The following is a 26,804-nucleotide window of genomic DNA, read 5'->3' on the forward strand; positions in this document are numbered from 1 at the left end:
TCATCCCACTCGTCCTCCGGAACCTCATGATGCGAGAACCACTCCTCCCAGCTCCCGAACCCTGCGGGCGCGGGCTTCTCCTCGTAGCCCAACGCCAGCGCCCAGAACGCGGCCAGTTTCCCCGGGTACGCGCAGTCGATCGTCAAGCTCCACTTGGTCGCCATGAGCCCTCCCCAGTCGGATGAACGGACTGTACCGCGCACCTCTGACACCTCCTGCCCGCTACCTCAAGCGTGCGCCGCGGCTTGACGAACGGCATTAGGAATCGATGACACCGGCTCAAAGTTCCGTGCCACAGGACAACCAGTCTGGTCGGAGGGCGGGCCCGGCGCTGTCCCGTCTCAGCCGATCGGGTTCCCGTCTCAGATGATCTGGCCCCATTATTCGCTCGGCGTCTCGGATGATCTGGCCCGTAGGAGCATCGCTCAGGAGAGTCTCCCTGGGCCGACTTCACCACCCACGCCTCCGGCCGAAGGGCACATCACCGTGCCCTCGGGACGGGAAGAAGCATCCACCGACCTGCGGTTGCCGCCAGCACGGCGATCATCTTGCGATCCAACGCCGCAGCCTCCAGCAGACGACAAATGGACTCACCAGCATGGTGATCAGCCACAGGCCCACCGAAGCCGGAGAGATCAGGTAGTACTCCCACCGCGCCGGCAACAACGCAGGAAAGGCGATCACCGCGCACAGAAGGAGCCAGGTCCCCAGGACGGCGAGCACGACCTTGGACGTGACCACAACGACACGCACGAGCTACCTCCCCCTGTGCCATGGTCCCAGACGCTCGTGACGTCATTACAGCAGGTGAGCGTGAGCCCCTGTCGGGAAGCGACCGCCCCTTGGTCAGCAACAGGCATCCTGGCGCCCTCGCTGAAAGATGCCGGCCGAACCGGATCAACTGAGACGCCGCTACCATCCGTGCACCCGGCACCAGATCAACCGAGTAGCTGTTGTTGTACCGATCTTGGGGTGTCGATCGAACGAACGTGTACTGGTGGCCGGTTGGGATTCCCCACTGGCGGCCATTTGCCTTGGAGCAACTGGCCGTCATTCGTCGCTGACGGTAATCAAGGTGCCGCGAGTTCGGGCTGCCGGGTAGCGTGAATCGGGTGGCCGGTGAGGAAGTGATGCAGGACAGCGACCATCGTCGGGTGGTGCGGATCGGTGACACTGTCCGCAGGCCCGTCCAGCCGTGGACACCCAGCGTCCACGCGCTACTGCGGCACCTGGAGGAGGTCGGCTTCGCCTATGCGCCCCGCCCTCTGGGAGTCGACGGTGAAGGGCGTGAAGTCCTGACCTTCATCAAGGGTGACTCCGGGGCTGCGGGCTGGGCCAAGGTCGTGGATGACCAGGGCCTGAGGAACTTCGCCCGACTGCTGCGTGACTACCACGACGCCTGCGCCGGCTTCTCGCCCCCGCCGGACGCGACCTGGTCCGCAGGCGCGGGCAGCCCCGGCGACCACGAGGTCGTCTGCCATGGGGACTTCGGCCCCTGGAACGTCGTGTGGCAGGGCGACCGACCGGTGGGAATCATCGACTGGGACTTCGCCCGCCCGGCGCCGCGGCTGCACGACGTGGCCTACGCGCTGGAATACGTCGCCCCGTTCCGCGACGACGCCGAGTGCCTGCGCTGGCTGCGCTACCCGGCGCCTCCCGACCGCCGTCGGCGGCTGGAGATCTTCTGTAACGCGTACGGACTTGACTCGACCGCCGGGATCGTGAGCGCCGTTATTGGCAGACAACAGGACAACGCCGGCCTCGTGCATCGGCTGGCCGAACAGGGCTATGAGCCCCAAGCCACCTGGGTGGCCGACGGGCTTCTGGCTGAACTCGACAAGAGGATCGCCTGGAGTAGGGCATACCGGCATCTGTTCGAGTAGCAGGTTCGCTCGTCACCGACCGTTCTTCTGGCCGACTGCGGGGCACCATGCCCGGACGGGAGTCCCGATTGGGTGGTCGCGGGGTACTCGGTGCATAGGAGCTGGGCCTCCTGAACAGCTCGTTGGTGTCGAATCACCGAGCAACATCAAGAGGTCCTGGTGCCGCAGTGCTCCGGGTCGATGGCCGGGCAGTCCGGTTCGGCCGCCCTGGAGAGGGTGACCGTCTGGCTCACGGGGCCGGAAACGCCGCCGACAACGGGACGCCGCAGCCGCGTTGTCCGACGGACATGACGGGCGCAGAGTGGGCGGCCGTCCGCCCGTTGCCGCCGGTGCCGGTCTGGATGCGCGCTCGGGGGAGGCCGGCCGCAGGCCTACGGCCACCGGGCGATACTCGATGCCATTCGCCATCCCATCGATCACGGCAGCAAGTGCCGCTCCATGCCCGCCACTTGATGCCTTGGGACCATGTGTACGCGTTCCTCCGCCGCTGGCGCGACCACGGCATGGTCAAGGGGGTTCAACGTCGCGTCGATCGGGAACAGCGGGGCCTAGTAATTGCCGTGATAGACGGGTGTGAGTAGTGCCCGGAAAGGTTGGTCGGTTCCTTCGCGCCTCCCGGTATCTGTCCGATGCCGCCCCGGTGATCTGGAGGGCAGCGAAGTCGATGTGCGCGGCGGAGTCGACTTCGGGAGACGCCATCCGTTTCTGCGGCTCCGCGGTGGTAACGGGGCCAGGTACTCAAGACATCGTTGTGTCGCCCTCGTCCCCCTGGAGAGCTACATCGGATACGGCTCTCCAGCAGGATGCTGAGCGGCAAGTTCCTCCGTAGTTTCGTTTCCAGGTGAACATGTGGAGGCAAATCTCATGGGCAGTAGGAAGCCGATCTGCGCGGCTGCGCCGGGGCGTGCTGCCTGCTTGGCCACCGCGATTGCGTATTTCCCTCCGGCGGCCGCCACGGGGCCGTGTCTGCCTGCTCCGGCCCTGCCGCCCGCCATGGAAAGCGAGTTGAGGCGCGGCCCGGCGCTCGCGGCGCCCGTGGTTTCAAGGTCTCACCGGAGTCGTCGCGATGTCCGATAATGATCATGTGTCACAGACGACCGTCCCGGAGGCGGGCCACCCGCTGCCCACCGTTGCGGCGAGCCTGGCTGGTGGCCTTCGCCTGGTGAGCACGGACCTCGTCACCGTCCGTGCCCTTCCTATGCCGCCGCTGGCCTGGCCCCGCTGGCTGCGATGGCTGCCCCACACCCTGGTGTGCCTGGCAGCTGTCTTGGCCGCAGTTGCGACGGACACGACCACTCCTGTCGTGGCATTCGTGCACGCGACCGTGCTGGTTGCCGCGTTGCGGTGGCCGGCGCCCGCCTGGTGGCTGTCGATGGCGGTGCTCACGGCCACCACGCTGGAGTATCCGCCCGCCCTCAACAGCCGGCTCTATGTGTGGATGGTGCACGCCGGTGTGCTCTTCCTCCTCACACTGCGGGTGCGGTTGTTCTCCGCGATCACCGCGGCGCTGCTCAGCGCCTTGCTGGCGGTGGTCCTCAAGCTGTCCGGCCTTGCCGTCGACTCATGGATAGTGTCATGGAAAGTGATCATCGGCGCTGCGCCGCTGTTCGCGCTTGCCGTCCTTTTCGGCGCCGTGGCCCGTGGCCGCCGCCAGGACCATGCACGCCTCACCGAGCAGATAGCCGCCACCGCCCAGGAGCGGGCGCTGCGCACGGTCCTTGAAGAGCGCACCCGGATCGCTCGCGAGCTGCACGACGTCGTTGCCCACCACATGTCGCTGATCTCCATCAAGGCCGACGCCGCGCCCTACCGGGTTCAGGACCCGCCGTCGGAGCTGGTCGCCGAGTTCGCCTCGATCCGTGCCACTGCGCTGGAGGGGCTGGCCGAACTGAGTCACTTGCTCGGCCTGCTGCGTTCCGACAGCGACGACAGCACCACCGGCACCACCCCCCAGCCCTCCCTCGCACAACTCGACGTGCTCCTGGCGAGCGTGCGCGCCGCTGGTCTGAACACCGCTGTCCGGATCGAAGGCACTGTCCGCCCGCTGTCGCCGGGGGTGGGGCTGTCGGCCTACCGCATCGTTCAGGAAGCCCTCAGCAACGTTCTGCGCCATGCCCCCGGCGCTGAGACCAGCATCGAACTCACCTACACGCGCGGCGCGCTGCACCTGCGGGTCCTCAATGCCCCGGCCTCACTCCCGGTCGGCCCTTCGCCCGGTTCCGGGCACGGTCTCACCGGCATGCGGGAGCGCGCCGCGATGCTCGGCGGAGATCTCGTCACCGGCCCCACCCCCGGCGGCGGCTACGAGGTCACCGCCACCCTGCCCGACCCCCTCTCGCCCGCCACCGGCAAGGAGCCCGCCCAGTGACCATCCGTGTCATCGTCGCCGACGACCAGGCCATGGTCCGGGAAGCCTTCACCATCCTCCTCGGCGCCCAGCCCGACATCGAAGTCGTCGCCACCGCCGAGAACGGCACACAAGCCGTCGAGCAGGCCGGGAACCTGACACCCGATGTGATCGTGATGGACATCCGGATGCCGAACATGGACGGCATCGAGGCCACCCGACGGATCACCTCCCACCTCGGTACCTCCGCGAAGATCCTCATCCTGACCACCTTCAACCTCGACGAATACGTGTACGAGGCACTACGCGCAGGGGCTTCCGGGTTTCTCCTCAAGAACGCCTCCGGGGTTCAGCTCGCGGAAGCCGTACGCGTACTGGCCCGAGGCGAAGCCCTTCTGGCCCCGGAAGTCACCAAACGGCTCATCTCGGAATTCTCCCGAGTGAGCCCCGCCGCCAAGCGGCCGACCGGCCTGCGTATCGATGCCCTCACCGACCGCGAGACCGAAGTCCTCACACACGTGGCCCAGGGCCTGTCCAACGCCGAAATCGCCCGGAAACTGGTCGTAGCCGAAGAGACGGTCAAGACCCACTTCGGGCGCGTCCTGCGCAAACTGCAGCTCCGCGACCGCACCCAGGCCACCATATTCGCCTACGAAACCGGCCTGATCACCCCCGGCAACACAGCCCGCTGAGAACGACACCCCCGCGCCCGCCGCCGTCGCTGAGCCTCGGCCTCCAACACCCGCCGCCGCGACCGAGGCCCGACCACGCACGGCCCTCCGCCCGCACCGTGTAGCACCGGAGAGCTACGCGGCACGTTGGCTCCGACGGGGGACGCGGCGCCCCGACCCGGGAGCCAATCTCGTGGTGTACCGACCGGAGGCCCGATCCGCTCCCTGCTGCTGGGCACCTACTTTCCGGCCATCCCGAAAGCCGGAGCGATCGGTCCGGTCCTCGGCGGCCAGTACCCCTTCCACATAGCCGTCCTCGCCCTGGCCGGCACTCTCCTGGGAGTCACGGCCTGGCGCAGCGGGCCGCTGCGCTGGGGCCGCCTCCTCACCACGGTCATGACACTGTCCATGGTGGCCGCGCTGGCCATGGGCGGCATCCAGTTCAGCGCCGCGCAGCAAGCGGGCACGAAGGTCTCCTTCGGCGAGGTCTCCGGCGAGGTCTTCAGCCAGCTCGCCTACCCCGATACCCACCCCGATACGACCCAGGTGTACGCCACCCACGGCGGTCAAGCCCTCAAAGCGGACCTGTACCTGCCCAAACACAGCCGGAACACCAAGGCGCCCGCGATCCTCCTCGCCCACGCCAGCGGCTTCCACACCTTCGACAAGAGCGACTTGCGCGGTCCGGACGCTGACCGGCCGACCACGGTGTGGCCACCATCGCCGTCGACTACAGCCTGGCCGCCCCCGGCCGACCCACCTGGAACACCGCCCCCACAGCACAGGAGTGATGCGGTGAGGCATCGGACCGTCCAGGCCCGACCAGGCGTCCCAGGGCGTGAGGAACCCCACCGCCGCATTCCCGGACCACGGGCACGATCCGTGCCGCCCGACTGCGAAGTGAACGCGGACAACCAGAACGTCCAACGCCGTCAGGGGCGTTCGGCCGAGCACGAGACCTGGCACCAGGACTCACCCCCGCTCAGTTTCTGGGAACGGTGTTGTTCGGCACCGCCACCCGGGTGCATCCGGCTGGGGCGTTGGGGCAGAATCGTCCGCGCACGCCCTGACCCGAAGGGCCAGCCCGAACGCAGTCGAGGAGACGGTGACCGACATCGAGAATGCGGACCGGCCAGGCCGGCTCTCCGTCGAACACCGCATGGCCGACGACGTCCGGGTCGTGACCGTGCTGGGCGAGATCGACCACACCGTCAAGGACGTCCTCAGTCGGGCGCTGCTGTCCGAGGACGGCACGGTGCCGCCGCGGATCGTGGTGGACCTCAGCGGGGTGACCTTCATGGACTCCAGCGGCATCAACGTCTTCGTCGCCGCCTATCAACAGGTCAGCGGCGTGCAGGGCTGGCTGCGCATCGCCGGCGCGCAGGAGTCCGTTCTGCGGGTCCTGCAACTGGTCGGCGTCGACACCTTCATCTCTTGTCACCCCACCACCGAGCAGGCCCTGAACGACTGAGAGCCCCACCCGGGCCGATCCTGAGCACCCTCCTGGGCAAGCTCCGCTACGTCGTCGAGCAGAACCTCGCCTTGCGCGACCAGTTCAACGCCTCGCGGTCCGTGGGAACGACGTATCGAACTCCACGCCTTCTTCGTGTCGTTGGCTGCAGTCTCATCCGCTGGAGACGCTTCAAGAAGACCGGATCGTGATCGCGTCACGGGCTCAAGGGAAAAGATTTGAGCTAGGCGGCGCCTCGCTGCTACTTTCGCGGTGGACCGTGAAGTAGTCGTATGGAGGTGAGCCCCGTGAACACAGTTACCCATGGGTGCTCCCTCAACCCGTCACGGTCCGGCGGCTGACCTTCGGTGTCGCCAGGAGCGCCTGAGATCAAGGCACTCCTGGAAGGAAACTCCGATGAACACGAAGCCCTTCACATCTGGCATGAGCGAGAACGCGGTGATCATCACGCGTGTCGCCGACGGGCAATGGCATGCACTGGATGACGACCTGGTGGTCGGCCGCGGGCATGCGGAGCACCGGCCCGACGGACGCATGTTCGTCAGCGTCGACGCCTGGCACGACGCCACCTTCGACCGGCTCGCCGAGGCGATGCTGGCGGAACTGCCGGCACCGCTGTACACGGTGGTCGACGAAGCCGACGTCGAGCGGACGGCCGGCTGGCGGCGGGCCGGTTTCACGATCCGGCGCCGCGAGTGGGAGTACGTCGTGTCGACCGACCCGCGGGTCACCGGGCTCGATGCAGTCCTGCCGCCTTCGGGCGTGACGATCGTGCCCGCCGGTCAGGCGGACGAGAGTCTGCTGCGGGCGGTGGACCGCGCGATCCGTGACGAAGTCGAGGCGACCGTCGGGTGGCAGGCGATGCCCGCGGAGGTGATCCCCCGCCCCGAAGGCGACACCGTCGTCGACCCGTCGAAGTACGCGGTGGCCGCGGCGCCGGACCGCTACCTGGGTCTGATCCGGGTGGTGACGGCGAACCGTCCGCGCATCGGGCTGGTCGCGGTCCGGGCCGGCGAGCAGCGCCGCGGCATCGCACGGGCGCTACTCGCCCACGCGCTCGGGACGCTGCACCGCTCCGGGTTCGCCGCGGCCGGGACCGAAGTCCACGAGTCCAACCAAGCAGCCTCGGCGCTGTTCGAGGGCATCGGCGCCCGGCCGATGAGCAGCAACCTGGAGCTGGTGCGATGACGAGGAACAAGAACGTCATCGAGGTCGAGGGCAGGGTCGTCGAGTGCCTGCGCAGCGCCATGTTCACCGTGGAGCTCGAGAACGGCCACCAGGTGCTCGCGCACATCAGCGGGAAGATCCGCAAGAACTACATCAAGATCATGCTGGAAGACCGGGTGCTGGTGGAGCTCCCGCCGTACGACCTGACACGCGGCCGGATCGTGTTCCGGTACCGGAACTAGCGGCGGTCGGCACCTTCCGCGGTAGCTGATCCTGGGGCCCCGGTCACGGCGCTTCCGTGACCGAGGCCCGATGATGGCTCACACTGACGCGGCGGCCACCGCCGACGGGTCCGGCCCGAGCCGGACCCAGCTTCAGGAGCAGCAGTTGCCAGGCGATGTCGTTGTGCAGTACGTACAGGATGCCCGGCAGGAACAGCCCGTCCGGCACCGGCCGCGACCAAGAGCCTGCTCGGGCCAGGACGACAGCCACGGCGCGGTCGGCGCCCACGGATCATCGTCCGCCATCGACGGCCGGGGTGTTCACACCATCCCGAACGGTCGAATCGTCACACCGAACAGGGCCCAACAGGGCCGAACAGGGCCGAACAGGGCCGTTCAACAAGAGATCGTCTTACGACCTCAAAAGGGGACGGCACGACCGGTGCATACATGTCCGGCCAGGCCCAAGGTCTGGAACAGACGGCGAGTTGCTGGTGGCTCTCGGCAAGGTGGCGCGCGAAGGCCGTGAGTCTTGCCCGGAGGAGGGGAATAGTTGTATTCGAGCGGCGGATCGGACCCGCCGCGGCGCGGTCGGTACGAGACATGCCAGGGGGCGGACATGGCAATGCCGAAGGGTTCCAACGTTCCGGTGCCGACGACCGGACTCCGTGTCGAATTAGGCTGGCGTTCCGGGCCGGATGTCCCGGACGCGGACGCCTCGGCGCTGCTGCTGGTCGCCGGAAAGGTGCGCGGCGACGGGGACTTCGTCTTCTACAACCAGCCGGCGCACTCCTCGGGCGCGGTGCGGCACGAAGGCAAACGGAACTACGGCGGCCAGGTGACCGACACCCTCGCCGTCGACCTCACGCGTGTGGAACCGGCTATCGAGTCGGTCGTCCTGGCCGCATCCGCCGACGGCGGCACCTTCGGCCAGGTACCGGGTCTCCATATCCGGGTACTCGACGGCAGTACGGAAATCACCCGCTTCGACAGCACCGACGCGACCGTCGAAACTGCCTTTGTCCTCGGTGAGTTCTACCGCCGCCAGGGAGCCTGGAAGTTCCGCGCCGTCGGCCAGGGCTACAGCAGCGGCCTGGAAGGACTCGCCACGGACTACGGGATCACGGTCGACGAGCCGCAGCGTGCATCCCAGCGCTCCCCCGCGGCCCCGGCCGCGCCCCAGCGGCCTTCCGTGGCCCCGTCCGTCACCGTACAGCCGCGGGTCACTCCGCCCGCGCCGCCCACCACCACTCCGGTGCGCCCCACCAAGGTCACGCTCACGAAGGAGGCCCCTTCGGTCTCGCTCACCAAGCAGGGCGGCACCTCAGGCGTCATGCACGTCAACCTCAACTGGCAGATGCGTAGGCAATTCGCGGGCGGGGGTGGCAAACGCGGTCGGGCTGCGGCGATGCCCGCAGACCTCGACCTCGATCTGTGCGCGCTGTACGAACTCACCGACGGCTCCAAGGGATGCGTCCAGGCCCTGGGCAACAACTTCGGGGCCTTGCACCAGCCCCCGTACATCCATCTCGACGGCGACGACCGCACCGGAGCCGTGGACACCGGCGAGAACCTCACCATCAACCTCGACCACAAGCGGGAGTTCCGCCGCATCCTCATCTTCGTGAGCATCTACGAAGGCGCGAGTTCCTTCACCGATCTGCACGCCACGGTGACGCTTCAGCCGCAGCACGGCGCGCCGATCGACTTCTCGCTCGACGAGTGCACGGTCCAGTCCCCCGTGTGCGCGCTCGCTCTCATCACCAACACACGCTCGGAGCTGATCGTCCAGCGCGAGGCCCGCTACCTGGTTCCCAACGGCGGCCCGAGAGGGGGGCAGGCCGTCGACCTGGCCTATGGGTGGGGTCTGAAGTGGACAACTGCCCGAAAGTGACAGGCTCTCACCGCAGCCCGGGAGGCGGCTTCCGGCGAGGCGCCGGAACGGGCGTGCGCAAGCCTTCGGTGGTGGAAGTCGGCGGCGACGCCTCCGGCCGGCGGCGGCACCCCGCCGGCATCGCACCCGCCCCGGCCTCTCCCCCACCGACCTCCTCCGTCTGACATCGCCGCCGCACAGACGCGGCACGGGCCCAGCGGCCCGGTCCACGCGCAACACTTAACGGAGCGCTCCCTCTTGGGGGCCGCGCCACGGTGTACCTGGGAGCCGTTGTCGCTACTGGCTGACGGTTGCGGACGGTGGGGTCCAGCGGCTCTTGGGCGGGATGGTGCTGCTGACTCCGAAGTCCTTCTTGAGGTGTTCGGGAATGGCGTAGTGCATGACGCGGCCGCGGGTCAGGGAGGACAGTTCGAAGGCGCTGGTCAGGTGGCCCAGCCGGTCCAGGGCCCAGCCCGCCAGGGGTGAGCGGTCCTCAATGGTTTCCAGCAGCCCCAGCAGGGTGGGGGCGGCCTTGACGACGGTGTCCCAGGTGGTGCGGGGGACTTGCAGCCAGTCGGCGCAGGTGTCTCCGATCAGGTAGCGGATGAGTGCCGAGACGATCGGGTCGAAGAAGGTGCCGGGCACGACTTCTTCGTAGAGGTCGATGAGCTGGCGGGTGAGCTGGGCGCCTTCCTCGCTGGGGCCCATGTGGCGAGTCATGTACAGATCGGAGAACTCACGGGCCGCCTGCAGGTTCTGGGGAACATGACCCTGGTCGATGCCGAGAATGGCACCGACCACCCGCCAGGCGTAGTAGTAGGCCTCGGCGCCTTCGTTGCTCATGTGGATGCCAAGACGGTGCAGGGCGTCGAGGACCTGGATGGAGAACATCATCTGCCCGCCGATCATGTCCTCCTGACAGATCGGCGTACCCAGGGCGGCGGTGTCCCAGCGGTCCTCCCGCTTGAGGTGGTGGCGGATGGAGGCGTGCAGCAACCGTACTTTCTGCGCTGCGGGGATAAAGCGGCTGCCGGCTTCGAACGCGCCGGGCTGCATGAGGTAGACGGTGAACTGGCCCGTCTCAGCCATGCGCTTGGAGGGGTACTTCAGCGAATGGGTGGACGACAGCAGCTTGGCCACGTGGGGCAGGACGTAGCAGGCGGGCATCGAGGCGAACGAGAGTGCGGTGGAGATGTGCACGTTGTTGTCGATGAAGAACAGCCGTGCCTTCTCCATTTCGCCCCAGTCGACCCAGGCCGGGGGCGTGCTGGTGGCGTTCAGGTACTCGCGGGCGACGTCGGGCAGTCCTTCGGGAAGGTCCTGTCCGGCGGTGGAGACGTAGCGCATGAGCGTGTTGAACTTGCCGACCTCTCCGCGCTCGAACAGCGTCGCCACGGTCGCGTCGGCGAGTTCGTCCCCTTCGGTGCGCAGGGCGTCCATGGACGCTTGGGTGTAGGTCATGGTGCTCCTCCGGTGGGGTGACGGTCAGTGCGTGCGAGTGGCTGAGACGGTCGCCAAGGCCGACAGGGCGCGGCGGGCCTCGGCCGTCAGATCGGCGTCGGCCAGGGCGTCGTGTGCTTCACGCAGCCGGATGGTGATCATGTTTTCGACGCGGGTGACGGCGCCGGTGCGGTGAGCGATCTCGCGGACCCGTTCCACCTGCTGCTCGCTGAGGTTCGCCTGCCCCAGCAGTCGGCGCAGCTCGCCGTGCTCCGCCTTGGTGGCGGAGGTGAGTGCGTGGGCCATCAGAGCAGTTGGCCGGTTCCCGGCCAGGTCATCGGCCGGATCCTTGCCGGTCTGTTCAGGATCACCGAACAGACCCAACAGGTCGTCGCGCAGTTGAAACGCCTCGCCCAGCGGTACGCCGTAGTCGCTGTAGGCCTGCAGCAGCCGCTCTGGGGCTCCGGCCAGCAGGCCGCCGATCTGCAAAGGGTGTTCGACGGTGTACTTCGCGGTCTTGTACCGGATCACCTTCACCGACGCGTCCGGGTCCGGCTCAGCTCCGGTGCGCAGGACCTCCAGGCACTCACCGGCCACGAGTTCGCGGGCCAGAACCGCCCACAGGGGCCGGGCCCTGCTCAGGAAAGCGCCGGGCAGGCCAGAGGCAGTGAACATCTGCCCGGCCATCGACATCAGCAGATCACCCACCAGCATGGCCAGGGCCCGGGCGCCGGCCTTCGGCCGTACATGATCGGTGAGAGCCTTGCGCAGGGTGATGTGCCCGGTGGGCCGGCCGTGCCGGGTGCGGCTGTGGTCGATCAGATCGTCGTGCACGACGGCGGCCGCATGGACCAGCTCGATCGCGGCGGCGGCGCCTACCATCGCTTCGCTGTCGGGCTGGCCGGCCCCGCGCCAGCCCCAGTAGCAAAACGCCGCCCTGAACCGCTTGCCCTGCCCGGTCGCGACATGAAGCTGCTCCGCGACCGGCGCCAGACAGGCATCGATGTCAACCAGTGCCTGTGCTTCCGCGGCAACGAATTCACTGAGAGCTCGGTCGATGCGCTGCTTCAGTAAGGCGTGCTCTGCCGGTTCACTCATGGCCGCTCTCCGCCTGGGTCCGAGCGGTGACGGTGCGGGCGAGGACCTCCATGTGCGCCGGCGCCACGGCCGCGTTCCGGTCCAGGAGCAAGCGGCCGCGCGCCTTGGTCTCCTCCTTGCCGTCCACCAGAAGGTCCCCGAGATCGGCGCGGCGCAGCAGGCCGCTGACGCCGCTTACCGCGCTGCTCAGCCCGCAGACCGCCAGATCGGTAAGGCCGGCCACCAGGGCCACCGCGTCCTCCGCCAGGCCCGGCTCGTGGCCGTCGTGGTGTGTCACAGCATGTCCCCCTGTGGCAATGCCCGCCCCGCTCCGGCCTGTCGGCACAGAGCAGCGCGTGGCGATATAGCGCGTGGCGATATTCGGCACGACGCAGTTAGAGTCTGGCCACCGAACACGACCCGGGCAGCGCTTATGCACCATCGAGTGATCTTCTTCGAAGATCACCACATGCGGTCCGACGCCTGTTATGGGACAAGAGCCTGGTCACGGCTGGCGTTTCGGGCGGCCTACGGAAGCCTGCCGAGTGACCGCGCCGGCGCAGGCGTTTCATTGGAGGTAGCTTCCCCAAGGAATGGGGTCACTTCTTCACCGGCACGTTTCGATGTGATCGAGACAAGCTTCACGCCGAGTTTCCAACTCCAATAGCGACGGCTCATACACGGTCACTGCGGTCACTGCGGTCACTGCGGCCGAAGCGGACCTGATGAACAACTGGAGTGAAGCGTCGAAGCAGCTGGTCAACTCTCTCGACAACGGGGCCACGATCAATTCCGGGGTCGACGACCTCAAACGCCGGAGGTGGACTTCGAGGCAAGAACGGTGACAGCACCGGTCGCGATCCTTGCCATGGAGATGTTCGGTACGCGGAATGGCCGAGACAAGCGATACGTCGGGTCTGAAGTTCTGGGAGGTGGTGAAACGGCCGGGGTGGAGTATGGTCTTCGCCGCCCACACCATGTTGGATCACACCGCATCGAGGATCAGCCCTTGACTCCGCATTCCCTGGCGTTCTACGTGGACGTCGTCACCACAGGCACCTTGCTCGGCGTGGGTCCCGCGGATTCTCCCGACCGCGTCACCAAGGTCCTCGGATCGGCCTTCGCTGAGGACACCTTCGGCGATCACAGCATGTGCCGTGACTACGGTTTGGCCGAGTTCTACTGGGACCGCGCTTCCGCCGACCACCCCTGGTCGGGCCACCACTTCACACTGCAGGTGCATCGGCTCGCGTACCGGGACCGCACCCTTGTCAGTGGCGCAATTCGCGCCCGGTACGGGCGGTTCACTCCCAGGCTTCGGTTCGAAAAGCTGCAACGTCTACTGATGCGGCGCGGCGTCCCCTTGTTGGAGATCGCGGCAATCCCCGTATTCGCCCCGCATTTCCGCACTTTCTGGCAGCCCGATTCCCACGTGGCCGTCTCCGCCATAGGAACCTACGGCGAGCACACCACGCCGGACAATCTGCGGGTAGGCGACGTGTACAGCGTCCATGCGCCGTTGACTGCCGAGGAAGTGGAGTGGCGGAGGGCACAGGTCGGGTAGCGCGGGGAAGGGGACGGGGGTTTGCCAATGTCGCCCAACTTCCTGAAACCCTGTCCCATTGCGGCACAGCTTGAGTCACAACAGCAGGACTGGCTTACGGAGAAGCGGAAGCCAGCCGGCCGAGCACTCCGACAGGTCTCCTACACGTCTGGCCTCACCGTCTCACCGGGCCATCGCCGCATCGCCACATCGCCGCATGACGAGTCTGGCCCTGCCGCTCACGCGACAGGGCCAGAGCCCAAGGCCTTCACCGACCTTCTAGGTTATGTCTCCGGAGTCGTCGTCGTTGTCGGCGTACCACCAGCTGGCGCACTGCTGATTGCCGTTTCGCCGCAGGCAGGCCCGCACTCCGTGGTGTGCTCCATCGATCCGTTCAGTTCGCACGAGACCGTCGCGGGGCGCGCTGGTCTCGCAGTAGTCGTAGGAGCCCGCCTGCGAGTTGTTCCACCAGTAGTGCTCGGCACTTCCCGTGGCGACTCTGTGGGTCCGGTGGATGGAGATGATGTCCCCGGCTCTCGCGCCGACCGTTTGGAAGAACGCGGCTCCGTTTCTCCGCTCGCTGTACAGCTTGATGGTCGCGCCGTGAAGTGTCACGGGATAGTGGGTTTTGATCTCGGCGGTCACCAGGATGTTGTTGTTCCTGTGGCAGGCGTTCGCGGCATGGGCGGTCGTAGGCGCAAGCAGCGGCATGGTTGCGGCCATGACAAACGCGCCCATGACAGCGGCGTAGGTTCTGGGTCTTTCCAACATGCGGTGGATCAAGGTTTCCCCTTCTTGCCTCGCCCCAGAGGGCATTGGTCACCACTCAGACGCACGGAGGCAGCGAACAGTTGTGACTGTTCCTCGCTCCCCCGGCCACCGGTACCCCCGGCAACGACGCTTCCGCCGACACGACGCCGTCGCACCGGCCAGTCTTCACGGTGCGCAGTCTGACGTTCGACGGCGACGGTGCGCATCCTTGGGCTTGTTCCCCGCCGCCAACTGCTCGGCCGCGAGCCGGTCCGCGTGGCTGTGCTGGAGAGAGTGCGGGAGCCGTCCGAGAAGCGGGCTCGCCCGCACGCTGTGATCCAGAGGCTTCACGAGCCCGGTTCGACTCAGGCGTCACGGACCTCACCACTCGAACGCCCCAGTGATCCAGCCCGGAGCCACCGGAGTGTCAGGGAAGGAATTGACCGCTCTGGCCGGCGCGCGCCGGGTCGTGGTTCTTGCGGCGGGTGAGCGGGTCGACGCGTGACCGGCTGAGACAAGCCGGAAGCCGGCTTCCGGACAGTCGGCTCCAGGGCGGCGGCGCCGTAGCCCACGGCACCGCCGCCCGGCCATCTCGTACGGGACGCCAGGGATCGCACGGCCACGCGCGGCCGACGCGATCTGACCGACGGTCAGGAGGACTGCGCGGTCTGGTACAGGTTCTGCGCGTCGGTGCCGAAGTACGGCCCGTACATCCGGTTCGGCAGGAAGTTGTACTTGAAGCTGTTCACCGAGGACAGCAGGCCGGTGCCCGTGGACTCGTTGAACTGGGTGAACCAGGGGCCGCCACTGGAGCCGCCGGTCATGTTGCAGTTCATACCGTGGTCGTTGGAGAGCAGGAAGTCACGGTTGGTGGTGCCGCTGCAGTAGATGAACTTCTCCCCGTCGTACGGGGAGGCGGCGGGGAACCCGAAGGCGTACATCGCCTGGTTGTAGCCGGTGTTGAAGGCCAGACCCTGCCCGCCGACGACGTCCGTCAACAGCCTCCCGTCCAGCGGGGCGACGACGGCCGCGCCGACGTCGTAGTTGATGTCCTCGCTCGCGGTCCACTGCGGCGTGGACAGCGTCTTCGTGGCACTCCACCTGCCGTACGGGGCCTGTCCGTCGTGGTAGCCGGGTACGAAGACCCAGTTGGCGTGCCAGGCGCCCTCCAGCTTCACGCAGTGCCCGGCGGTGACGACGGTGCTCTTGTTGGCGCTGGTGACCGCATTGCCGGAACATGAGGCCGTACGTCCCTGATAGGTGAAGAACACCCGTCCGGCCGTGGACACCACAGCCCCGCCACCGGTCCAGGGCCCACCGCTGTTGGGAAAGGCCAGCGCTTCTACATCGCTCAGGGCGCCCGGGAGGGTCGGGGCGATGGTCCTCTCCTTGCCCTTGGCGAGCGAGGGTGCCTTCACCTGGGCGCGGTCCACGGGCAGCAGATCCAGCGGAGCGGCCCGACGCATCCGCTCCGCGGTCCAGAACGAGGCGTGGTCCGGCGTGGCCGTGGCCGCCCCGGCAGGCGATGCGAACACGCCGGAGCCGAGCAATGCGGCGGCGCCGAGCAGGGCGGCGAGGACGGAGCGGGACTTGCGGAGGGGGCGGGACACGCGGCGTATGTCTCTCACGCGTACTCCTTCTGCGGTGGGGGGTGAGGACGAACTCGCGCAACGCAGAGTGCCAGCCCACCCTGAAATTCGACAGGTGCACGTCATGATGGGCGCGAAATCAACCCTTCCTGCACACGGCGGGTGCGCACCAGGGCGTCGGCCGACTCAGCGACCGTGTCGGGCCCGGCGACCCGGGCCCGGCTCAAGTTCCTCGGCTTGCGCACGAGCTGGCGCGGTTCGGCCGAGATCCTCTCCCGTCCTTGCCCAGGTCCAACACGGCGAACAGGTGACGGACCCCGTGCGGTCGCCTGTAGGTCGCCAGCCGCCGGGGAATGGGGCTCCCGGTGGGGACCCATGTGCCGTTTGCCGCGCTCGGCCCACTGCCGCCCGGGGTGGGGCTGGAGGTTGAGCGGGCCGAACCCGTCCAGGAAGAAGGCGACTTCGGGCTCGCCCATCTCGGGTATGACCTCGCCGTCGGCGATCGCGGAGACGTGCTCGACACGGGCCCTCTTGGCCGCACAGTCCGGGGCGCGGGAGGTCTTCCAGGTCTTCATGCGTTGAACGACGCGCCCTCCTCGCGGAGCAGGATGCGCAGGCCCTCGTGCAGACCGGCATCCGCGCGGCGCGGCGCGTCACGTCGGTCACGTCACGGGTAGAGGTTCTCGCGGCACTATGCGCCGGGGTCGCGGAGGCCGACTGCGTCGTGCCGCCAGAACGGCTCTGCGTAGACCAGTGTCCCTGTCATCCATGGCTCGTACTCCGGGAGCCTGAGGGCCTGGAACGCGCCATCCGGAATGCGCAGGGATGGTTTTCGGAAGCCCTGCCCGTCACCGGGCTCGAAGCCGAAGCGGGAGTAGTAGCCCGGATCGCCCTCCAGGAAGACCAGGGGGACGGCTCGCTCAGCGAGGGTCTTCAGCCCGTGTCGGACCAGGGCCGAGCCGATACCGCGCTTGTGATGCTCCGGCATGACGGCCAACGGACTGAGCACATGCACCTCGACCAGTCGCCGAGGGGCATCGAGCAGACTGCGGGTGAACATGATGTGCCCGACGATCTGCCCATCGAGCTCAGCGACCAGTGAGAGACCGTCCGCGGGCGTGATCGTGCCCCGCAGGGTATCGACCAGGTCGGCCACGACAAGGCCGTGGTCACCGAACGCCCGCAGGTGGATGTCCCGCACGGACTCTCTGTCGCTCGGAAGTTCTTCGCGAAGATCCATGACCTGAGGGTAAGGACCCGTCCCAGTCACTCGCACACGGTTTTGAAGCTCGAAGGATGCGCGGGGAGTGACACCGAGTCGCACAGCGCATACAGCGTCCGAACGGCGCGTCACATGACCACAGGGCAAAGGCTCTCTGATGCGGCACTGGTCGGGCCGTCCACCGGTGTGACCCCGGCGGCAGCTGATGGACGGCGTACGGTGACGCGCTCGGACTGGTGCCCCGGCGGGATGGCCGGATCGTACGGGCCCTGGGACCGGGTCCATGACCTGTTCCGGCGTCGGCAGTGTTATGGCACCCGGGCCCGGCTCGTCATCCGGCTCCAGGCCGAGGCGGACGCGAGGAGCGTGATCACCTGAGGAATGTGAACGTCGACTCGACCATCCGTCGGGCCCACCAGCGCGCAGCCGGGCCGCGAGAAGGTGGACCTTCGGAAGGAGCCGCCAGGCGGCACTTGCCGCGGCGAGGCCCGCGTACAGGGCGAGGCCGCCGGGGTTCGGGCGAGCAGGTCCATGCTGCGGCCGATGACGTAGGCCGGGCCCCGTCGAATCGGGACCCACCCGGGGAAGCGATGAGCCGAGCTCCGCAGGTGGCTCGAATGCCCTGCCGGATTCCGGTCCGGTTTCCTGATCCGGCTGGGAAACGGGCAGCATACGGGCACGCCCGGCAGGCCGGCGGGCAGCGGACCCTTCCGCCCGGAACCCTTCAACCGCATTGTCCAGGGTCTTCGACTTTCGGAAAACGGGCACATTCGGTCATGAAGTGCTCTACGAGGAACCTGGTCAGCAGCGCGGTCGCCTTGTAGAAATTGCCTCAGGAGCCCGAACGGGCAGGGTTTCCGGAACAGCCGACGCCGGCTGGCAGAGCATGCGGAGCCGTGAAACGGAGGTGTCGCCGTGGACGCCGCTGAGCGCAGACGTGGAATCCTCGAAACGGCACGCCGTACCGGATCCGTGGATGTCGGAAAGCTCGCCGCCGACCTCGGGGTCTCCAAGGAGACCGTGAGGCGCGATCTGACCGTGTTGGAGGAGCACGGGCTGGTCCGGCGCACCCATGGCGGCGCCCATCCCGTGGAGAGCGCGGGCTTCGAGACCACGCTCGCCTTCCGCACCACCATGCACGTCCCCGAGAAGTCCAGGATCGCGGCTGCGGCGGCCGGACTGCTCGGGGACGCCGAAACCATCTACATCGACGAGGGGTACACCCCGCAGCTCATCGCCGCCGCGCTTCCCCGCGACCGACCACTGACCGTGGTCACCTCCTCGCTGGCCACCGCAGGCGACCTGGCTGCCGCCGAGAACATCACCGTGCTGCTGCTCGGCGGCCGGGTGCGCGGCGGGACACTGGCCACGGTCGACCACTGGGCGACCACCATGCTGTCCGGCTTCGTCATCGACCTGGCGTACGTCGGCGCGAACGGCATCTCCCGCGAGTACGGACTCACCACCCCCGATCCCGCCGTCAGCGAAGTCAAGGCCCAGGTCATGCGGGTCGCCAGACGCCGGATATTTTCAGGCGTCCACACCAAGTTCGGCGCCGTGAGCTTCTGCCGATTCGCGAATGTCACGGATTTCGAGGCCGTCGTCACCGACACGGGACTGCCCTCCGCAGAGGCTCACCGTTACTCACTGCTGGGTCCCCAGGTCATCCAGGCCTGACCCGCACTCCATCCCCATCACCCACCCCCGCAAGGCCGGGGGCCTGGTTCCTCACGCCCTCGAACACCCCTGGAGTCAGTCATGCGCACAAGAAGAATCACCCAAGTCCTCGTCACGGCCACGGCCACGGGCTCGCTGCTGGTCGCCTGCAGCGGGGCGGGCGGCTCCTCGAGCTCCGGCGGTGACGGGGAGAGCATCAATGTGCTGATGGTCGGCAATCCGCAGATGGAGGACATCGCGGAACTGACGAAGAGCACGTTCACCAAGGACACCGGCATCAAGGTGAACTTCACGATCCTTCCCGAGAACGAGTTGCGGGACAAGGTCACCCAGGACATCGCCACCCAGGCCGGTCAGTACGACGTCGCCACCGTCGGCGCCTACGAGGTGCCCGTCTGGCACGAGAACGGCTGGCTGCACGAACTGGACTCCTACGCCGACAAGGATGCCGCCTTCGACAAGAGTGACCTGCTGAAGCCGATGGTGCAGTCGCTCTCCGGAGGGGACGGCAAGCTGTACGCCCTGCCGTTCTACGGCGAGTCCTCCTTCCTGATGTACAACAAGGAGGTCCTGGCGGAGAAGGGCGTCACCATGCCCGAGCGGCCTACCTGGCAACAGGTCGCCGACGCCGCCGCCGAGGTCGACGGCGCCCGCCCGGGGATGAAGGGGATCTGCCTACGCGGCCTGCCGGGCTGGGGCGAACTCGGTGCGCCGCTGACGACCATGGTCAACACCTTCGGCGGCACCTGGTTCACCAAGGACTGGAAGGCGCAGGTCAACAGCGCCAAGTTCAAGGAAGCGACGAACTTCTACGTCGACCTGGTGAAGAAGCACGGTGAGGCGGGCGCCCCGCAGGCCGGGTTCACCGAGTGTCTGAACGCCATGAGCCAGGGCAAGGTCGCGATGTGGTACGACGCGACCAGCGCGGCCGGGTCGCTGGAGGACCCCAAGTCCAGCAAGATCGCCGGCAAGGTCGGTTACGCCTACGCGCCGGTGGTGGAGACGAAGAGCAGCGGCTGGCTGTGGACGTGGGCGTGGGCCATGCCGAAGACCACGAAGAAGGCCGACGCGGCCTCGAAGTTCATGCTGTGGGCCTCCAGCAAGAAGTACGAGAAGCTCGTCGGCGAGAAGCTGGGCTGGGCGCGGGTCCCGGCAGGCAAGCGGGCCAGCACCTACGAGATCCCCGAGTACAAGAAGGACGCCGCGGCCTTCGGTGACATCACCCTGAAGTCCATCCAGGAGGCCGACCCCACCAACCCGGGCGTCCAGCCCAGGCCCACGGTGGGCGTCCAGTTCGTGGCCGTCCCGGAGTTCCAGGACCTCGGCACCAAGGTGACCCAGGAGATCTCCGCGGCCATCGCCGGCCAGACCAGCGTGGACAAGGCGCTGGACGAAGGCCAGAAGCTCGCCCAGGAAGTCGCCGAGCAGCAGCAGTGACCCGGATGTGCCCGGCCTGCCTCACCCGTCGGCCGGGCACCCGACCGCGACCCGGCCGTCACCGGCCAAGGGAACTCTCATGACCACGCTCATCGACAAATCCAGAACAGCACCACCTCCTGTGCGCCCACAGGCATCCACCGCCGTCAGCACATGGCGGCGGCGCATCCCGCTGCTGCCGGCGCTGGTCTTCACCGTCGTCGTCACGCAGCTGCCCTTCGTGGCCACGCTGATCATCTCCACCTTCCAGTGGAACATCCTCAAGCCGGGCGAGCGGCGCTTCACCGGTCTGTCCAACTACGGGATCGTCTTCACCGATGAACGCCTGCGCGCCGCGGTGCTCAACACCGTCGTACTCACCGCGTCGGTGGTCGTCATCAGCGTGCTTCTCGGCCTCGGTCTGGCACTGCTGCTCGACCGCAGGTTCCTCGGCCGGGGTCTGGCGCGCACCCTGCTCATCGCGCCCTTCCTCGTGATGCCGGTCGCGGCGGCGCTCTTGTGGAAGCATGCCGTCTACAACCCCGACTACGGCCTGCTCAACGGCACCCTCAACGCCGTCCACCAGTTCTTCGGCGCCGACCACGGCCCCACCATCGACTGGGTGTCGAACTTCCCCATGCCGGCCGTCGTGCTGTCCCTGGTGTGGCAGTGGACACCGTTCATGATGCTGATCCTCCTGGCGGGCCTGCAGGCGCAGCCCGGTGACGTTCTGGAGGCGGCCCGCGTCGACGGCGCCTCCGCCACGCAGACCTTCCGCCACATCACGCTGCCGCATCTGCGCCAGTACATCGAGCTGGGCGTCCTGCTCGGCACGATCTATGTCGTGCAGACCTTCGACGCCGTCTACACCATCACCCAGGGCGGCCCCGGCAAGCGGACGACCAACCTGCCCTACGAGATCTACCTGACCATGTTCCGCAAGTACGAGTACGGCGAAGCAGCGGCCGCCGGTGTCGTCGTCGTCCTCGGCTCCATCGTGATCGCGACCTTCGCGCTGCGCACCATCGCGTCGCTGTTCCGCGAGGAGGTGTCCCGATGACCACGCACGCGGCAACCCGCGCCCCCGGCGCGAGGCTGAAGAAGCTCCTGCGCCGACGCGACGACCACGGCGGTTCACCGCGCCTGTCGCCGCTGTGGACGTTCGTCGCCTGGCTGGCCACCCTGGCGTTCTTCGCGCCGGTGGCGTGGATGGTGCTCACCTCCTTCCACCAGGAGGCGGACGCGGCGACCAACCCTCCGACCCCCTTCGCCCCCGTCACCTTCGACCAGTACAAGCTGCTGTTCAGCCGGGACATCACCCCCTTCCTCCTCAACTCCGCCATGGCCAGTGTCATCTCGACGCTGCTCGTGCTCGCCCTGGCGGTACCGACGGCCTACGCGCTGTCCATCAAGCCGGTCGAGAAGTGGACCGACGTGATGTTCTTCTTCCTGTCCACCAAGTTCCTCCCGGCCATCGCCGCCCTGCTGCCGGTCTACCTGATCGTCAAAGAGGTCGGGATGCTCGACAACGTGTGGACGCTGATCGTCCTCTACACCGCCATGAACCTCCCGATCGCGGTGTGGATGATGCGTTCGTTCCTCGCCGAGGTCCCCAAGGAGATCCTGGAGGCCGCCGAGGTCGACGGCGCCGGCCTGATCACCGTGCTGTGGCGCGTTGTCGCGCCCGTCGCCATGCCCGGCCTCGCCGCCACCTCGCTGATCTGCTTCATCTTCAGCTGGAACGAGTTCCTTTTCGCCGTGAACCTCACCGCGACGCAGGCTTCGACCGCGCCGGTCTTCCTCGTCGGCTTCATCACCAACGAGGGCCTCTTCCTGGCCCGGCTCTGCGCCGCGGCAACGCTGGTCTCCCTGCCCGTCCTCATTGCCGGATTCGCCGCCCAGGACAAACTCGTCCGCGGCCTGTCTCTAGGAGCAGTCAAGTGAAAGCCGCTGTCGTCGAAGCTCCCGGAAAGGTCACCGTCACCACGGTGCCCGACCCCACGCCCGGGCCACGCGAGGTCGTGGTCGATGTGGCGGCCTGCGGACTGTGCGGGACCGATCTGCACATCCTGCAGGGCGAGTTCGCACCCACCCTGCCTGTCGTGCCGGGCCACGAGTTCGCCGGAGAGGTCGCGGGCCTCGGCAGCGAGGTCACCGAACTCAAGATCGGCGACCGGGTGGCCGTGGACCCCTCGCTGTACTGCAACGAGTGCCGCTACTGCCGAGTGGGACGCAACAACCTCTGCGACCGGTGGCAAGCGATCGGCGTGACCCGGGCCGGTGGCGCCGCCGAGTACGCCGTGGCGCCCGTCGCCAACTGCGTACGGCTGCCCGACCACATGGACGTCCAGGACGCGGCCCTGATCGAGCCGCTGTCCTGCGCCGTGCGCGGCTACGACGTCCTGCGCAGCCGCCTCGCCTCCCGCGTGCTCGTCTACGGCAGCGGGACGATGGGCCTGATGATGCTGGAGCTGGCCAAGCGCACCGGCGCCTCCTCGGTCGACGTCGTGGACATCAACCCGGAGCGACTGGCGACGGCCGAGAAGCTGGGCTGTTCCCAGTCGGCGCTCTCGGCCGACGAGTTGGGGCGGCCGGGTGGCTGGGACGTGGTGATCGACGCGACCGGCAACGCAGCCGCCATCCAGGACGGCCTGGAGCGAGTCGCCAAGGCCGGCACGTTCCTGCAGTTCGGGGTCTCCGACTACGCTACAACGGCCACCATCTCCCCATACCGCATCTACAACCAGGAGATCACCATCACCGGCTCCATGGCGGTACTGCACAGCTTCGAGCGCGCGGCGGAACTGTTCGCCACCGGGGTGCTCGATCCTCAGGTCTTCATCAGCCACCGGATGCCGCTGGCGGAGTACCCGCACGCACTGGACCAGTTCGCCGCCGGTCAGGGCCGCAAGATCATCGTGCTGCCCTGACCGCTCGCCGGCACGACCGGCCTCCCTCTCAGCTTCGCTCTCCGTACCCGGGCCAACTGTGCGAACAGCGGTAGGGGCCCCGTCCACCGGGGTTCCTACCGCTGTTCGCACGTCCCGACGCTCGGCGGGCGGGAAGCAGGCGTAGCGATGCGCGTCGGCGGCGTCGGCGAGTGGGAACACCCGGTCGACGACCACGTCGAGGTCGCCTTCGGCTACGCGGCGGATGATGTCGGCGACGTAGGCACGCAGGCGAGGCGTGTGGATCATTGGGCTGAGGCTGAAGCCGCTCAGGGTGCAGTTGCCGAGGAGGAGCGTGGTCGCATCGACCATCGACGGCTTCCTGGCCGACGCCCCGAGGAAGACCACCGTGCCACCCTGGCGCGTAGCAAGGATCAACTGCTGCGTCATGGGCCCGCCAACGGGATCGAGGGCCAGGTCGACACCGATGCCGTCGGTGAGTGTAAGGACGCGTCGGCGCACGTCCTCGGTGAGATAGTCGATGCCGTCGTGGAGGCCGAGTCGGCGCAGTGCGTCACGTTGCTCGTGGCTCGAACCCGTCCCGATCACCCGCGCCCCGGCCTTCGCCGCGAGCTGCAGGCGCCGCGAGACCGACTCCTCCCGCCGCGCCCTGCACCAGCACCGTGCTGCCGGCGGTGAGACCGCCCTGCTCGAACAGCGCCTCGTAGGCGGTTCCGAACGCGACCGGCAGGCACGCCGCCGCTGCCGCGTCGGCGCCGTCGGGCAGGACCCGGCAATGGTCGGCCCGCACCGCCCGGAGTTCCGCATGTGAGCCGTGCTCTCCGAAGGCGCTCACGCGCTGGCCGACCCGGAGATCGGTCACCTGCTCTCGCCAACGGCCACCACGGTGCCCGCACTGCCGTAGCCGACTACGTGAGGGCTTCGCGGGAGTGGCATCATCAGCCTGGTCAGCAGGTCGCCGCCCTCGATGCTGATCGCCTCGACTTTGATCAACACCTCGTTGTCGCCGGGCACGGGGTCGGCGATCTCCTCGTAGCCGAGTTCGCCTGCGCCCTGGGAATCAGCGGACACCACACCCTCGGCCGACGCTGCGACCTGGGTGCCCGAGCGGTGTTTGGGCGCCACGCTGAGGGCTACTTGGCGTAGTAACAGCGAGGTCAGACCGTTAGGGAGTGATGAACGGTGGCACGCGAGCAGAAGGCCAAGGCGAAGAAGGAAGAGGTCAAGGGCAAGGCCAAGGAGGTGGCGGGCCGCGCCATGGGCAACGAGAAGATGGAGGCCGAAGGCCGCGGCGGCCAGGCGAAGGGTGATGCACGCCAGGCGAAGGAGAAGGCGAAGGACGTCTTCCGGCACTGACACACACCGAACCTTGGACGGGACCCCCGACGAGAGGCGGGGGTCCCGTCGGCTGTTCGCAGCCGTACGTCCGCTGCGTCACGGACGTCAGCACCCACGCCAGTACAACCCCAGGCCAGCACGCTCGAAGACGGTCATCCGCTGCGCGAACGAATGCGCTGGGGGAGAGCAGCCGGCACCCTTGACGTGCTCCCTGGCCTGAGGTCCAGGGATTCCGGCCTGGGTCGTCCGACCCTTCCGGGGGCTTCCTGCTTCACCGCGCAGTGCGGGCACGGGTGCCCGTCTTGCCCACGCTCCACAACGGAGTCCGGCGCCACGCAATCCCGTTGCGGGAGCACCAGCGTCTTCGATGGAATGCGTCCATGACGTATGACGGCTCTGCGGACCATCTGGAGCGGAATCGGCGCTTCTGGGATGACGAAGCCTCTGCGTGGCACGGGCCGCTCGCCCGTGATCACTGGGCCCAGGCGGAACCTACCTGGGGGCTGTGGGCCACCCCTGAGTCGCGAGTGTCGGTGCTTCCCGACGGCATCGACGGGATGCGAAGCATTGAGCTGGGCTGCGGCACTGCCTACGTTTCCGCCTGGCTGGCCAGAGCAGGGGCCCACCCGGTCGGGATCGACCTCTCGGAGAAGCAGCTCGCCACCGCCCGCGCGATGCAGGCGGAGTTCGGCATCGACTTCCCGCTGGTCCTGGGCAATGCGGAAGAGGTGCCCTACGAGGACAACACGTTCGGCCTGGCGATCAGCGAATACGGTGCCTCGTTGTGGTGCGACCCGTACCGGTGGATTCCGGAGGCGGCCCGGCTGCTCGTTCCCGGAGGTCGACTGGTGTTTGTGCGTTACTCACCGCTGTTCGCGCTGTGCCTGTCGTCCGCGGGGTCTGTGTCCACCACCCTGTCCCGTGAGCAATTCGGACTGGCTCGGCTGCACAGAGGAAATCACGTGCAGTTCGTGCTGCCGCATGGTGAGATGCTCCGCCTGTTGCGGTCCTGCGGATTCGTCGTCGAAGACCTGGTGGAGATCCAGGCGCCCCATCCCGCGCACCGGAACTACTCGGAAGTCTCCGCCGACTGGGCCCGGCGATGGCCCAGCGAGGAGATCTGGAAAGCCCGGCTGGCCGGCTGACGCCGTCGCAGGACTCGTACAGCGCCTGCTCGCCCCGCGCCCACCTCGGTGGCCCTCCCGAAAATCCTCAGGCGCCAGAGACACAGACATCGACTACGGGCAACCGAAGTGTTCTCGACCCGAGCGAGAGAGTGGTGCCACATCCCGTCACCGGGAAGCAGCCTCCACAGCGGCCCACATCCGTCGTCGCGACCGGCTTTTCCAGCCGGAATGGATGGCTCGCCACCAGACCCGCAACCCTTTCGAGGGCAGAGCGGGAAAAGCGGCCGGGGTGAGGGCCTCCCCCTCACCGGGACGATGCCTTGCGCCGTGCTTGTCAGCCGTTACCGCCAGGCGCATTGGTGGCTTCGGCCGAGCCTGCCTTGAAGCGGCCGGGAACCGCCCACTGCCGGCAGGAGCGTGGCCGTACCTCGGCGGCCTCCTGCCAGGACAGGGAGCATGCACATCCCTGCATGACTCACCCATCCGATCTCCAAGACGGGTAAAATCACCCTAAAGGGGCAATAAGTCCACCCCGGTGCGCGGTGTGCCGGCAGAGCGACTCGTTCGACGAGATGCGCGACTGCTTCGCATCGGCGCTCATGGGGTGATCATCCTGCTGGTCACACAACCGCACCGGTGAAGAGGCACGCAATGGATCAATGGCTGATCTGGTTGATCATCGCGGCTGTGCTGGCAGTGGCGGAGATCTTCACCCTCACTGCCGCTCTCGGAATGCTGAGTGCGGCCGCGTTGGTCACGGCGGGATTCGCGGCGGTCGGACTTCCACCACCTCTCCAGTTCCTGGTGTTCACCGTCGTCGCCGTAGCCGGGGTGGTGTTCCTGCGCCCCATTGCACTGCGACACCTGCGGCGCCCCCCAGCGGTGCGGTTCGGTATCGATGCGCTGGTCGGCAGGGTTGCCTATGCCGTCTCGGAAGTGACGGGTCTGGGTGGCAGGGTCCGCATCGACGGCGAGGAATGGACGGCGCGCGCCTACGACGAGACCCTGGTGATCCCTCCCGGAACGGCCGTCGACGTCATCGAGATCAGTGGCACCACCGCACTCGTCTACCCCCGGGGCTGA

At 67.6% G+C, this 26,804-nt stretch carries 28 protein-coding genes and 2 pseudogenes; 17 read left to right on the top strand and 13 right to left on the bottom strand.

Features of this window, described 5'->3' with window-relative positions:
- On the bottom strand, nucleotides 1-164 hold a 164-nt coding region (locus AWZ10_RS55645; protein ID WP_341846119.1), incomplete at its 3' end, for a VOC family protein.
- Between the two features lie 379 nt (nucleotides 165-543).
- The gene (locus AWZ10_RS44100; RefSeq protein ID WP_046706484.1) at nucleotides 544-753 is read right to left on the bottom strand and encodes a hypothetical protein; all 210 of its coding nucleotides are present in this window, start codon (nucleotides 751-753) and stop codon (nucleotides 544-546) included.
- 359 nt (nucleotides 754-1,112) lie between these two features.
- Here AWZ10_RS44100 and AWZ10_RS44105 point away from each other — a divergent pair, with 359 nt between their 5' ends.
- The 6 genes from AWZ10_RS44105 to infA all read left to right on the top strand — a co-directional run bounded on the left by AWZ10_RS44105 (nucleotide 1,113) and on the right by infA (nucleotide 7,781).
- Complete coding sequence (locus AWZ10_RS44105; protein ID WP_244172766.1) at nucleotides 1,113-1,883, top strand: phosphotransferase enzyme family protein; 771 nt, start codon at nucleotides 1,113-1,115, stop codon at nucleotides 1,881-1,883.
- Nucleotides 1,884-3,081: 1,198 nt separating this feature from the next.
- Complete coding sequence (locus AWZ10_RS44110; RefSeq protein WP_107307952.1) at nucleotides 3,082-4,251, top strand: sensor histidine kinase; 1,170 nt, start codon at nucleotides 3,082-3,084, stop codon at nucleotides 4,249-4,251.
- Nucleotides 4,248-4,922 (top strand): response regulator, encoded by a 675-nt coding sequence (locus AWZ10_RS44115; protein ID WP_079104693.1) that lies wholly within the window; start codon nucleotides 4,248-4,250, stop codon nucleotides 4,920-4,922. The genes AWZ10_RS44110 and AWZ10_RS44115 overlap by 4 nt, the downstream gene beginning before the upstream one ends.
- 1,084 nt (nucleotides 4,923-6,006) lie before the next feature.
- The gene (locus AWZ10_RS44125) at nucleotides 6,007-6,372 is read left to right on the top strand and encodes an STAS domain-containing protein (RefSeq protein WP_046709432.1); all 366 of its coding nucleotides are present in this window, start codon (nucleotides 6,007-6,009) and stop codon (nucleotides 6,370-6,372) included.
- A gap of 396 nt (nucleotides 6,373-6,768) precedes the next feature.
- A complete protein-coding gene (locus tag AWZ10_RS44130) occupies nucleotides 6,769-7,560 on the top strand; it encodes a GNAT family N-acetyltransferase (protein WP_060893989.1) in 792 nt (263 codons plus the stop codon).
- Complete coding sequence (infA, locus tag AWZ10_RS44135; protein WP_031047878.1) at nucleotides 7,557-7,781, top strand: translation initiation factor IF-1; 225 nt, start codon at nucleotides 7,557-7,559, stop codon at nucleotides 7,779-7,781. The genes AWZ10_RS44130 and infA overlap by 4 nt, the downstream gene beginning before the upstream one ends.
- 43 nt (nucleotides 7,782-7,824) lie before the next feature.
- Here infA and AWZ10_RS44140 read toward each other — a convergent pair whose 3' ends face one another.
- Entirely contained in the window at nucleotides 7,825-8,049 is a 225-nt protein-coding gene (locus tag AWZ10_RS44140) for a hypothetical protein (protein WP_060893990.1), read from the bottom strand.
- Between the two features lie 330 nt (nucleotides 8,050-8,379).
- Between AWZ10_RS44140 and AWZ10_RS44145 the strand changes: the two genes are divergently transcribed.
- Nucleotides 8,380-9,654 carry a TerD family protein gene (locus AWZ10_RS44145; protein ID WP_079104694.1) on the top strand — a complete coding sequence of 425 codons (1,275 nt, stop codon included), beginning with the start codon at nucleotides 8,380-8,382 and terminating at the stop codon, nucleotides 9,652-9,654.
- Between the two features lie 276 nt (nucleotides 9,655-9,930).
- Here the strand turns inward: AWZ10_RS44145 and AWZ10_RS44150 are convergent, their stop codons facing one another.
- From AWZ10_RS44150 to AWZ10_RS44160, 3 genes are read right to left on the bottom strand one after another with little or no spacing between them, the layout of a single operon-like run.
- Nucleotides 9,931-11,094 carry an oxygenase MpaB family protein gene (locus AWZ10_RS44150; protein WP_060893992.1) on the bottom strand — a complete coding sequence of 388 codons (1,164 nt, stop codon included), beginning with the start codon at nucleotides 11,092-11,094 and terminating at the stop codon, nucleotides 9,931-9,933.
- 24 nt (nucleotides 11,095-11,118) lie between these two features.
- Complete coding sequence (locus AWZ10_RS44155) at nucleotides 11,119-12,171, bottom strand: polyprenyl synthetase family protein (protein WP_060893993.1); 1,053 nt, start codon at nucleotides 12,169-12,171, stop codon at nucleotides 11,119-11,121.
- Nucleotides 12,164-12,448: a hypothetical protein gene (locus AWZ10_RS44160; RefSeq protein WP_046705678.1), complete on the bottom strand. Its 285-nt coding sequence runs from the start codon at nucleotides 12,446-12,448 to the stop codon at nucleotides 12,164-12,166. The genes AWZ10_RS44155 and AWZ10_RS44160 overlap by 8 nt, the downstream gene beginning before the upstream one ends.
- Before the next feature lie 711 nt (nucleotides 12,449-13,159).
- Between AWZ10_RS44160 and AWZ10_RS44165 the strand changes: the two genes are divergently transcribed.
- Nucleotides 13,160-13,714, top strand: coding sequence for a hypothetical protein (locus tag AWZ10_RS44165; RefSeq protein WP_060893994.1), 555 nt, complete (start codon nucleotides 13,160-13,162; stop codon nucleotides 13,712-13,714).
- Nucleotides 13,715-13,972: 258 nt separating this feature from the next.
- On the opposite strand, the gene AWZ10_RS44170 is transcribed toward AWZ10_RS44165, so the two are convergent.
- The 4 genes and pseudogenes from AWZ10_RS44170 to AWZ10_RS44185 form a co-directional block, all read right to left on the bottom strand.
- Nucleotides 13,973-14,431, bottom strand: a complete 459-nt coding sequence (locus AWZ10_RS44170; protein WP_046705676.1) for a hypothetical protein — start codon at nucleotides 14,429-14,431, stop codon at nucleotides 13,973-13,975.
- Nucleotides 14,432-15,093: 662 nt separating this feature from the next.
- Nucleotides 15,094-16,071 carry a trypsin-like serine peptidase gene (locus AWZ10_RS44175; RefSeq protein ID WP_060893996.1) on the bottom strand — a complete coding sequence of 326 codons (978 nt, stop codon included), beginning with the start codon at nucleotides 16,069-16,071 and terminating at the stop codon, nucleotides 15,094-15,096.
- Between the two features lie 238 nt (nucleotides 16,072-16,309).
- Nucleotides 16,310-16,657, bottom strand: a pseudogene (locus tag AWZ10_RS55650) (IS630 family transposase); the annotation flags it as partial.
- A gap of 66 nt (nucleotides 16,658-16,723) precedes the next feature.
- Complete coding sequence (locus AWZ10_RS44185) at nucleotides 16,724-17,272, bottom strand: GNAT family N-acetyltransferase (protein WP_060893998.1); 549 nt, start codon at nucleotides 17,270-17,272, stop codon at nucleotides 16,724-16,726.
- Nucleotides 17,273-17,503: 231 nt separating this feature from the next.
- Between AWZ10_RS44185 and AWZ10_RS55395 the strand changes: the two genes are divergently transcribed.
- The 6 genes from AWZ10_RS55395 (at nucleotide 17,504) to AWZ10_RS44210 (ending at nucleotide 23,277) form a co-directional block, all read left to right on the top strand.
- Nucleotides 17,504-17,632 carry a hypothetical protein gene (locus tag AWZ10_RS55395; RefSeq protein WP_279616679.1) on the top strand — a complete coding sequence of 43 codons (129 nt, stop codon included), beginning with the start codon at nucleotides 17,504-17,506 and terminating at the stop codon, nucleotides 17,630-17,632.
- 537 nt (nucleotides 17,633-18,169) lie between these two features.
- Nucleotides 18,170-18,931 (top strand): DeoR/GlpR family DNA-binding transcription regulator, encoded by a 762-nt coding sequence (locus AWZ10_RS44190; RefSeq protein ID WP_046705673.1) that lies wholly within the window; start codon nucleotides 18,170-18,172, stop codon nucleotides 18,929-18,931.
- Between the two features lie 81 nt (nucleotides 18,932-19,012).
- On the top strand, nucleotides 19,013-20,368 hold the full coding sequence (locus tag AWZ10_RS44195) for an ABC transporter substrate-binding protein (protein ID WP_046705672.1): 1,356 nt from the start codon (nucleotides 19,013-19,015) through the stop codon (nucleotides 20,366-20,368).
- A 79-nt stretch (nucleotides 20,369-20,447) separates the two neighbouring features.
- Nucleotides 20,448-21,407: a carbohydrate ABC transporter permease gene (locus tag AWZ10_RS44200; RefSeq protein WP_046705671.1), complete on the top strand. Its 960-nt coding sequence runs from the start codon at nucleotides 20,448-20,450 to the stop codon at nucleotides 21,405-21,407.
- Complete coding sequence (locus tag AWZ10_RS44205; protein ID WP_079104695.1) at nucleotides 21,404-22,291, top strand: carbohydrate ABC transporter permease; 888 nt, start codon at nucleotides 21,404-21,406, stop codon at nucleotides 22,289-22,291. Before AWZ10_RS44200 ends, AWZ10_RS44205 begins: the two co-directional genes overlap by 4 nt.
- Nucleotides 22,288-23,277 carry a zinc-dependent alcohol dehydrogenase family protein gene (locus tag AWZ10_RS44210; RefSeq protein ID WP_060893999.1) on the top strand — a complete coding sequence of 330 codons (990 nt, stop codon included), beginning with the start codon at nucleotides 22,288-22,290 and terminating at the stop codon, nucleotides 23,275-23,277. Before AWZ10_RS44205 ends, AWZ10_RS44210 begins: the two co-directional genes overlap by 4 nt.
- Before the next feature lie 153 nt (nucleotides 23,278-23,430).
- Here the strand turns inward: AWZ10_RS44210 and AWZ10_RS56190 are convergent.
- From AWZ10_RS56190 to AWZ10_RS44220, 3 genes and pseudogenes are all read right to left on the bottom strand, one after another.
- A pseudogene (locus AWZ10_RS56190) lies at nucleotides 23,431-23,844 on the bottom strand (zinc-binding dehydrogenase); the annotation flags it as partial.
- Entirely contained in the window at nucleotides 23,810-24,118 is a 309-nt protein-coding gene (locus tag AWZ10_RS54820; protein WP_060894000.1) for an MDR/zinc-dependent alcohol dehydrogenase-like family protein, read from the bottom strand. The pseudogene AWZ10_RS56190 and the gene AWZ10_RS54820, both read right to left, overlap by 35 nt.
- Nucleotides 24,115-24,381, bottom strand: a complete 267-nt coding sequence (locus tag AWZ10_RS44220; protein ID WP_060894001.1) for an alcohol dehydrogenase catalytic domain-containing protein — start codon at nucleotides 24,379-24,381, stop codon at nucleotides 24,115-24,117. The genes AWZ10_RS54820 and AWZ10_RS44220 overlap by 4 nt, the downstream gene beginning before the upstream one ends.
- Before the next feature lie 57 nt (nucleotides 24,382-24,438).
- Between AWZ10_RS44220 and AWZ10_RS49550 the strand changes: the two genes are divergently transcribed.
- The 3 genes from AWZ10_RS49550 to AWZ10_RS44230 all read left to right on the top strand — a co-directional run bounded on the left by AWZ10_RS49550 (nucleotide 24,439) and on the right by AWZ10_RS44230 (nucleotide 26,804).
- Nucleotides 24,439-24,612 (top strand): CsbD family protein, encoded by a 174-nt coding sequence (locus tag AWZ10_RS49550; RefSeq protein WP_078935410.1) that lies wholly within the window; start codon nucleotides 24,439-24,441, stop codon nucleotides 24,610-24,612.
- A 362-nt stretch (nucleotides 24,613-24,974) separates the two neighbouring features.
- The gene (locus AWZ10_RS44225; RefSeq protein ID WP_046705669.1) at nucleotides 24,975-25,739 is read left to right on the top strand and encodes a class I SAM-dependent methyltransferase; all 765 of its coding nucleotides are present in this window, start codon (nucleotides 24,975-24,977) and stop codon (nucleotides 25,737-25,739) included.
- A gap of 633 nt (nucleotides 25,740-26,372) precedes the next feature.
- Entirely contained in the window at nucleotides 26,373-26,804 is a 432-nt protein-coding gene (locus AWZ10_RS44230) for an NfeD family protein (protein WP_060894002.1), read from the top strand.

The sequence above is a fragment of the Streptomyces europaeiscabiei genome (genome assembly GCF_001550375.1).
Classification (GTDB): domain Bacteria; phylum Actinomycetota; class Actinomycetes; order Streptomycetales; family Streptomycetaceae; genus Streptomyces; species Streptomyces europaeiscabiei.

Excerpts from the sequence above, each read along its gene's own strand:
- AWZ10_RS44150 (WP_060893992.1), bottom strand. The coding sequence starts at position 11,094 with ATGACCTACACCCAAGCGTCCATGGACGCCCTGCGCACCGAAGGGGAC.
- AWZ10_RS44170 (WP_046705676.1), bottom strand. The coding sequence starts at position 14,431 with ATGGGCGCGTTTGTCATGGCCGCAACCATGCCGCTGCTTGCGCCTACG.
- AWZ10_RS44200 (WP_046705671.1), top strand. The coding sequence starts at position 20,448 with ATGACCACGCTCATCGACAAATCCAGAACAGCACCACCTCCTGTGCGC.
- AWZ10_RS55395 (WP_279616679.1), top strand. The coding sequence starts at position 17,504 with ATGGCCGGATCGTACGGGCCCTGGGACCGGGTCCATGACCTGTTCCGG.
- AWZ10_RS44145 (WP_079104694.1), top strand. The coding sequence starts at position 8,380 with ATGGCAATGCCGAAGGGTTCCAACGTTCCGGTGCCGACGACCGGACTC.
- AWZ10_RS44130 (WP_060893989.1), top strand. The coding sequence starts at position 6,769 with ATGAACACGAAGCCCTTCACATCTGGCATGAGCGAGAACGCGGTGATC.
- AWZ10_RS44230 (WP_060894002.1), top strand. The coding sequence starts at position 26,373 with ATGGATCAATGGCTGATCTGGTTGATCATCGCGGCTGTGCTGGCAGTG.
- AWZ10_RS44185 (WP_060893998.1), bottom strand. The coding sequence starts at position 17,272 with ATGGATCTTCGCGAAGAACTTCCGAGCGACAGAGAGTCCGTGCGGGAC.
- AWZ10_RS44205 (WP_079104695.1), top strand. The coding sequence starts at position 21,404 with ATGACCACGCACGCGGCAACCCGCGCCCCCGGCGCGAGGCTGAAGAAG.
- AWZ10_RS44110 (WP_107307952.1), top strand. The coding sequence starts at position 3,082 with ATGCCGCCGCTGGCCTGGCCCCGCTGGCTGCGATGGCTGCCCCACACC.
- AWZ10_RS44225 (WP_046705669.1), top strand. The coding sequence starts at position 24,975 with ATGACGTATGACGGCTCTGCGGACCATCTGGAGCGGAATCGGCGCTTC.
- AWZ10_RS44195 (WP_046705672.1), top strand. The coding sequence starts at position 19,013 with ATGCGCACAAGAAGAATCACCCAAGTCCTCGTCACGGCCACGGCCACG.
- AWZ10_RS44155 (WP_060893993.1), bottom strand. The coding sequence starts at position 12,171 with ATGAGTGAACCGGCAGAGCACGCCTTACTGAAGCAGCGCATCGACCGA.
- infA (WP_031047878.1), top strand. The coding sequence starts at position 7,557 with ATGACGAGGAACAAGAACGTCATCGAGGTCGAGGGCAGGGTCGTCGAG.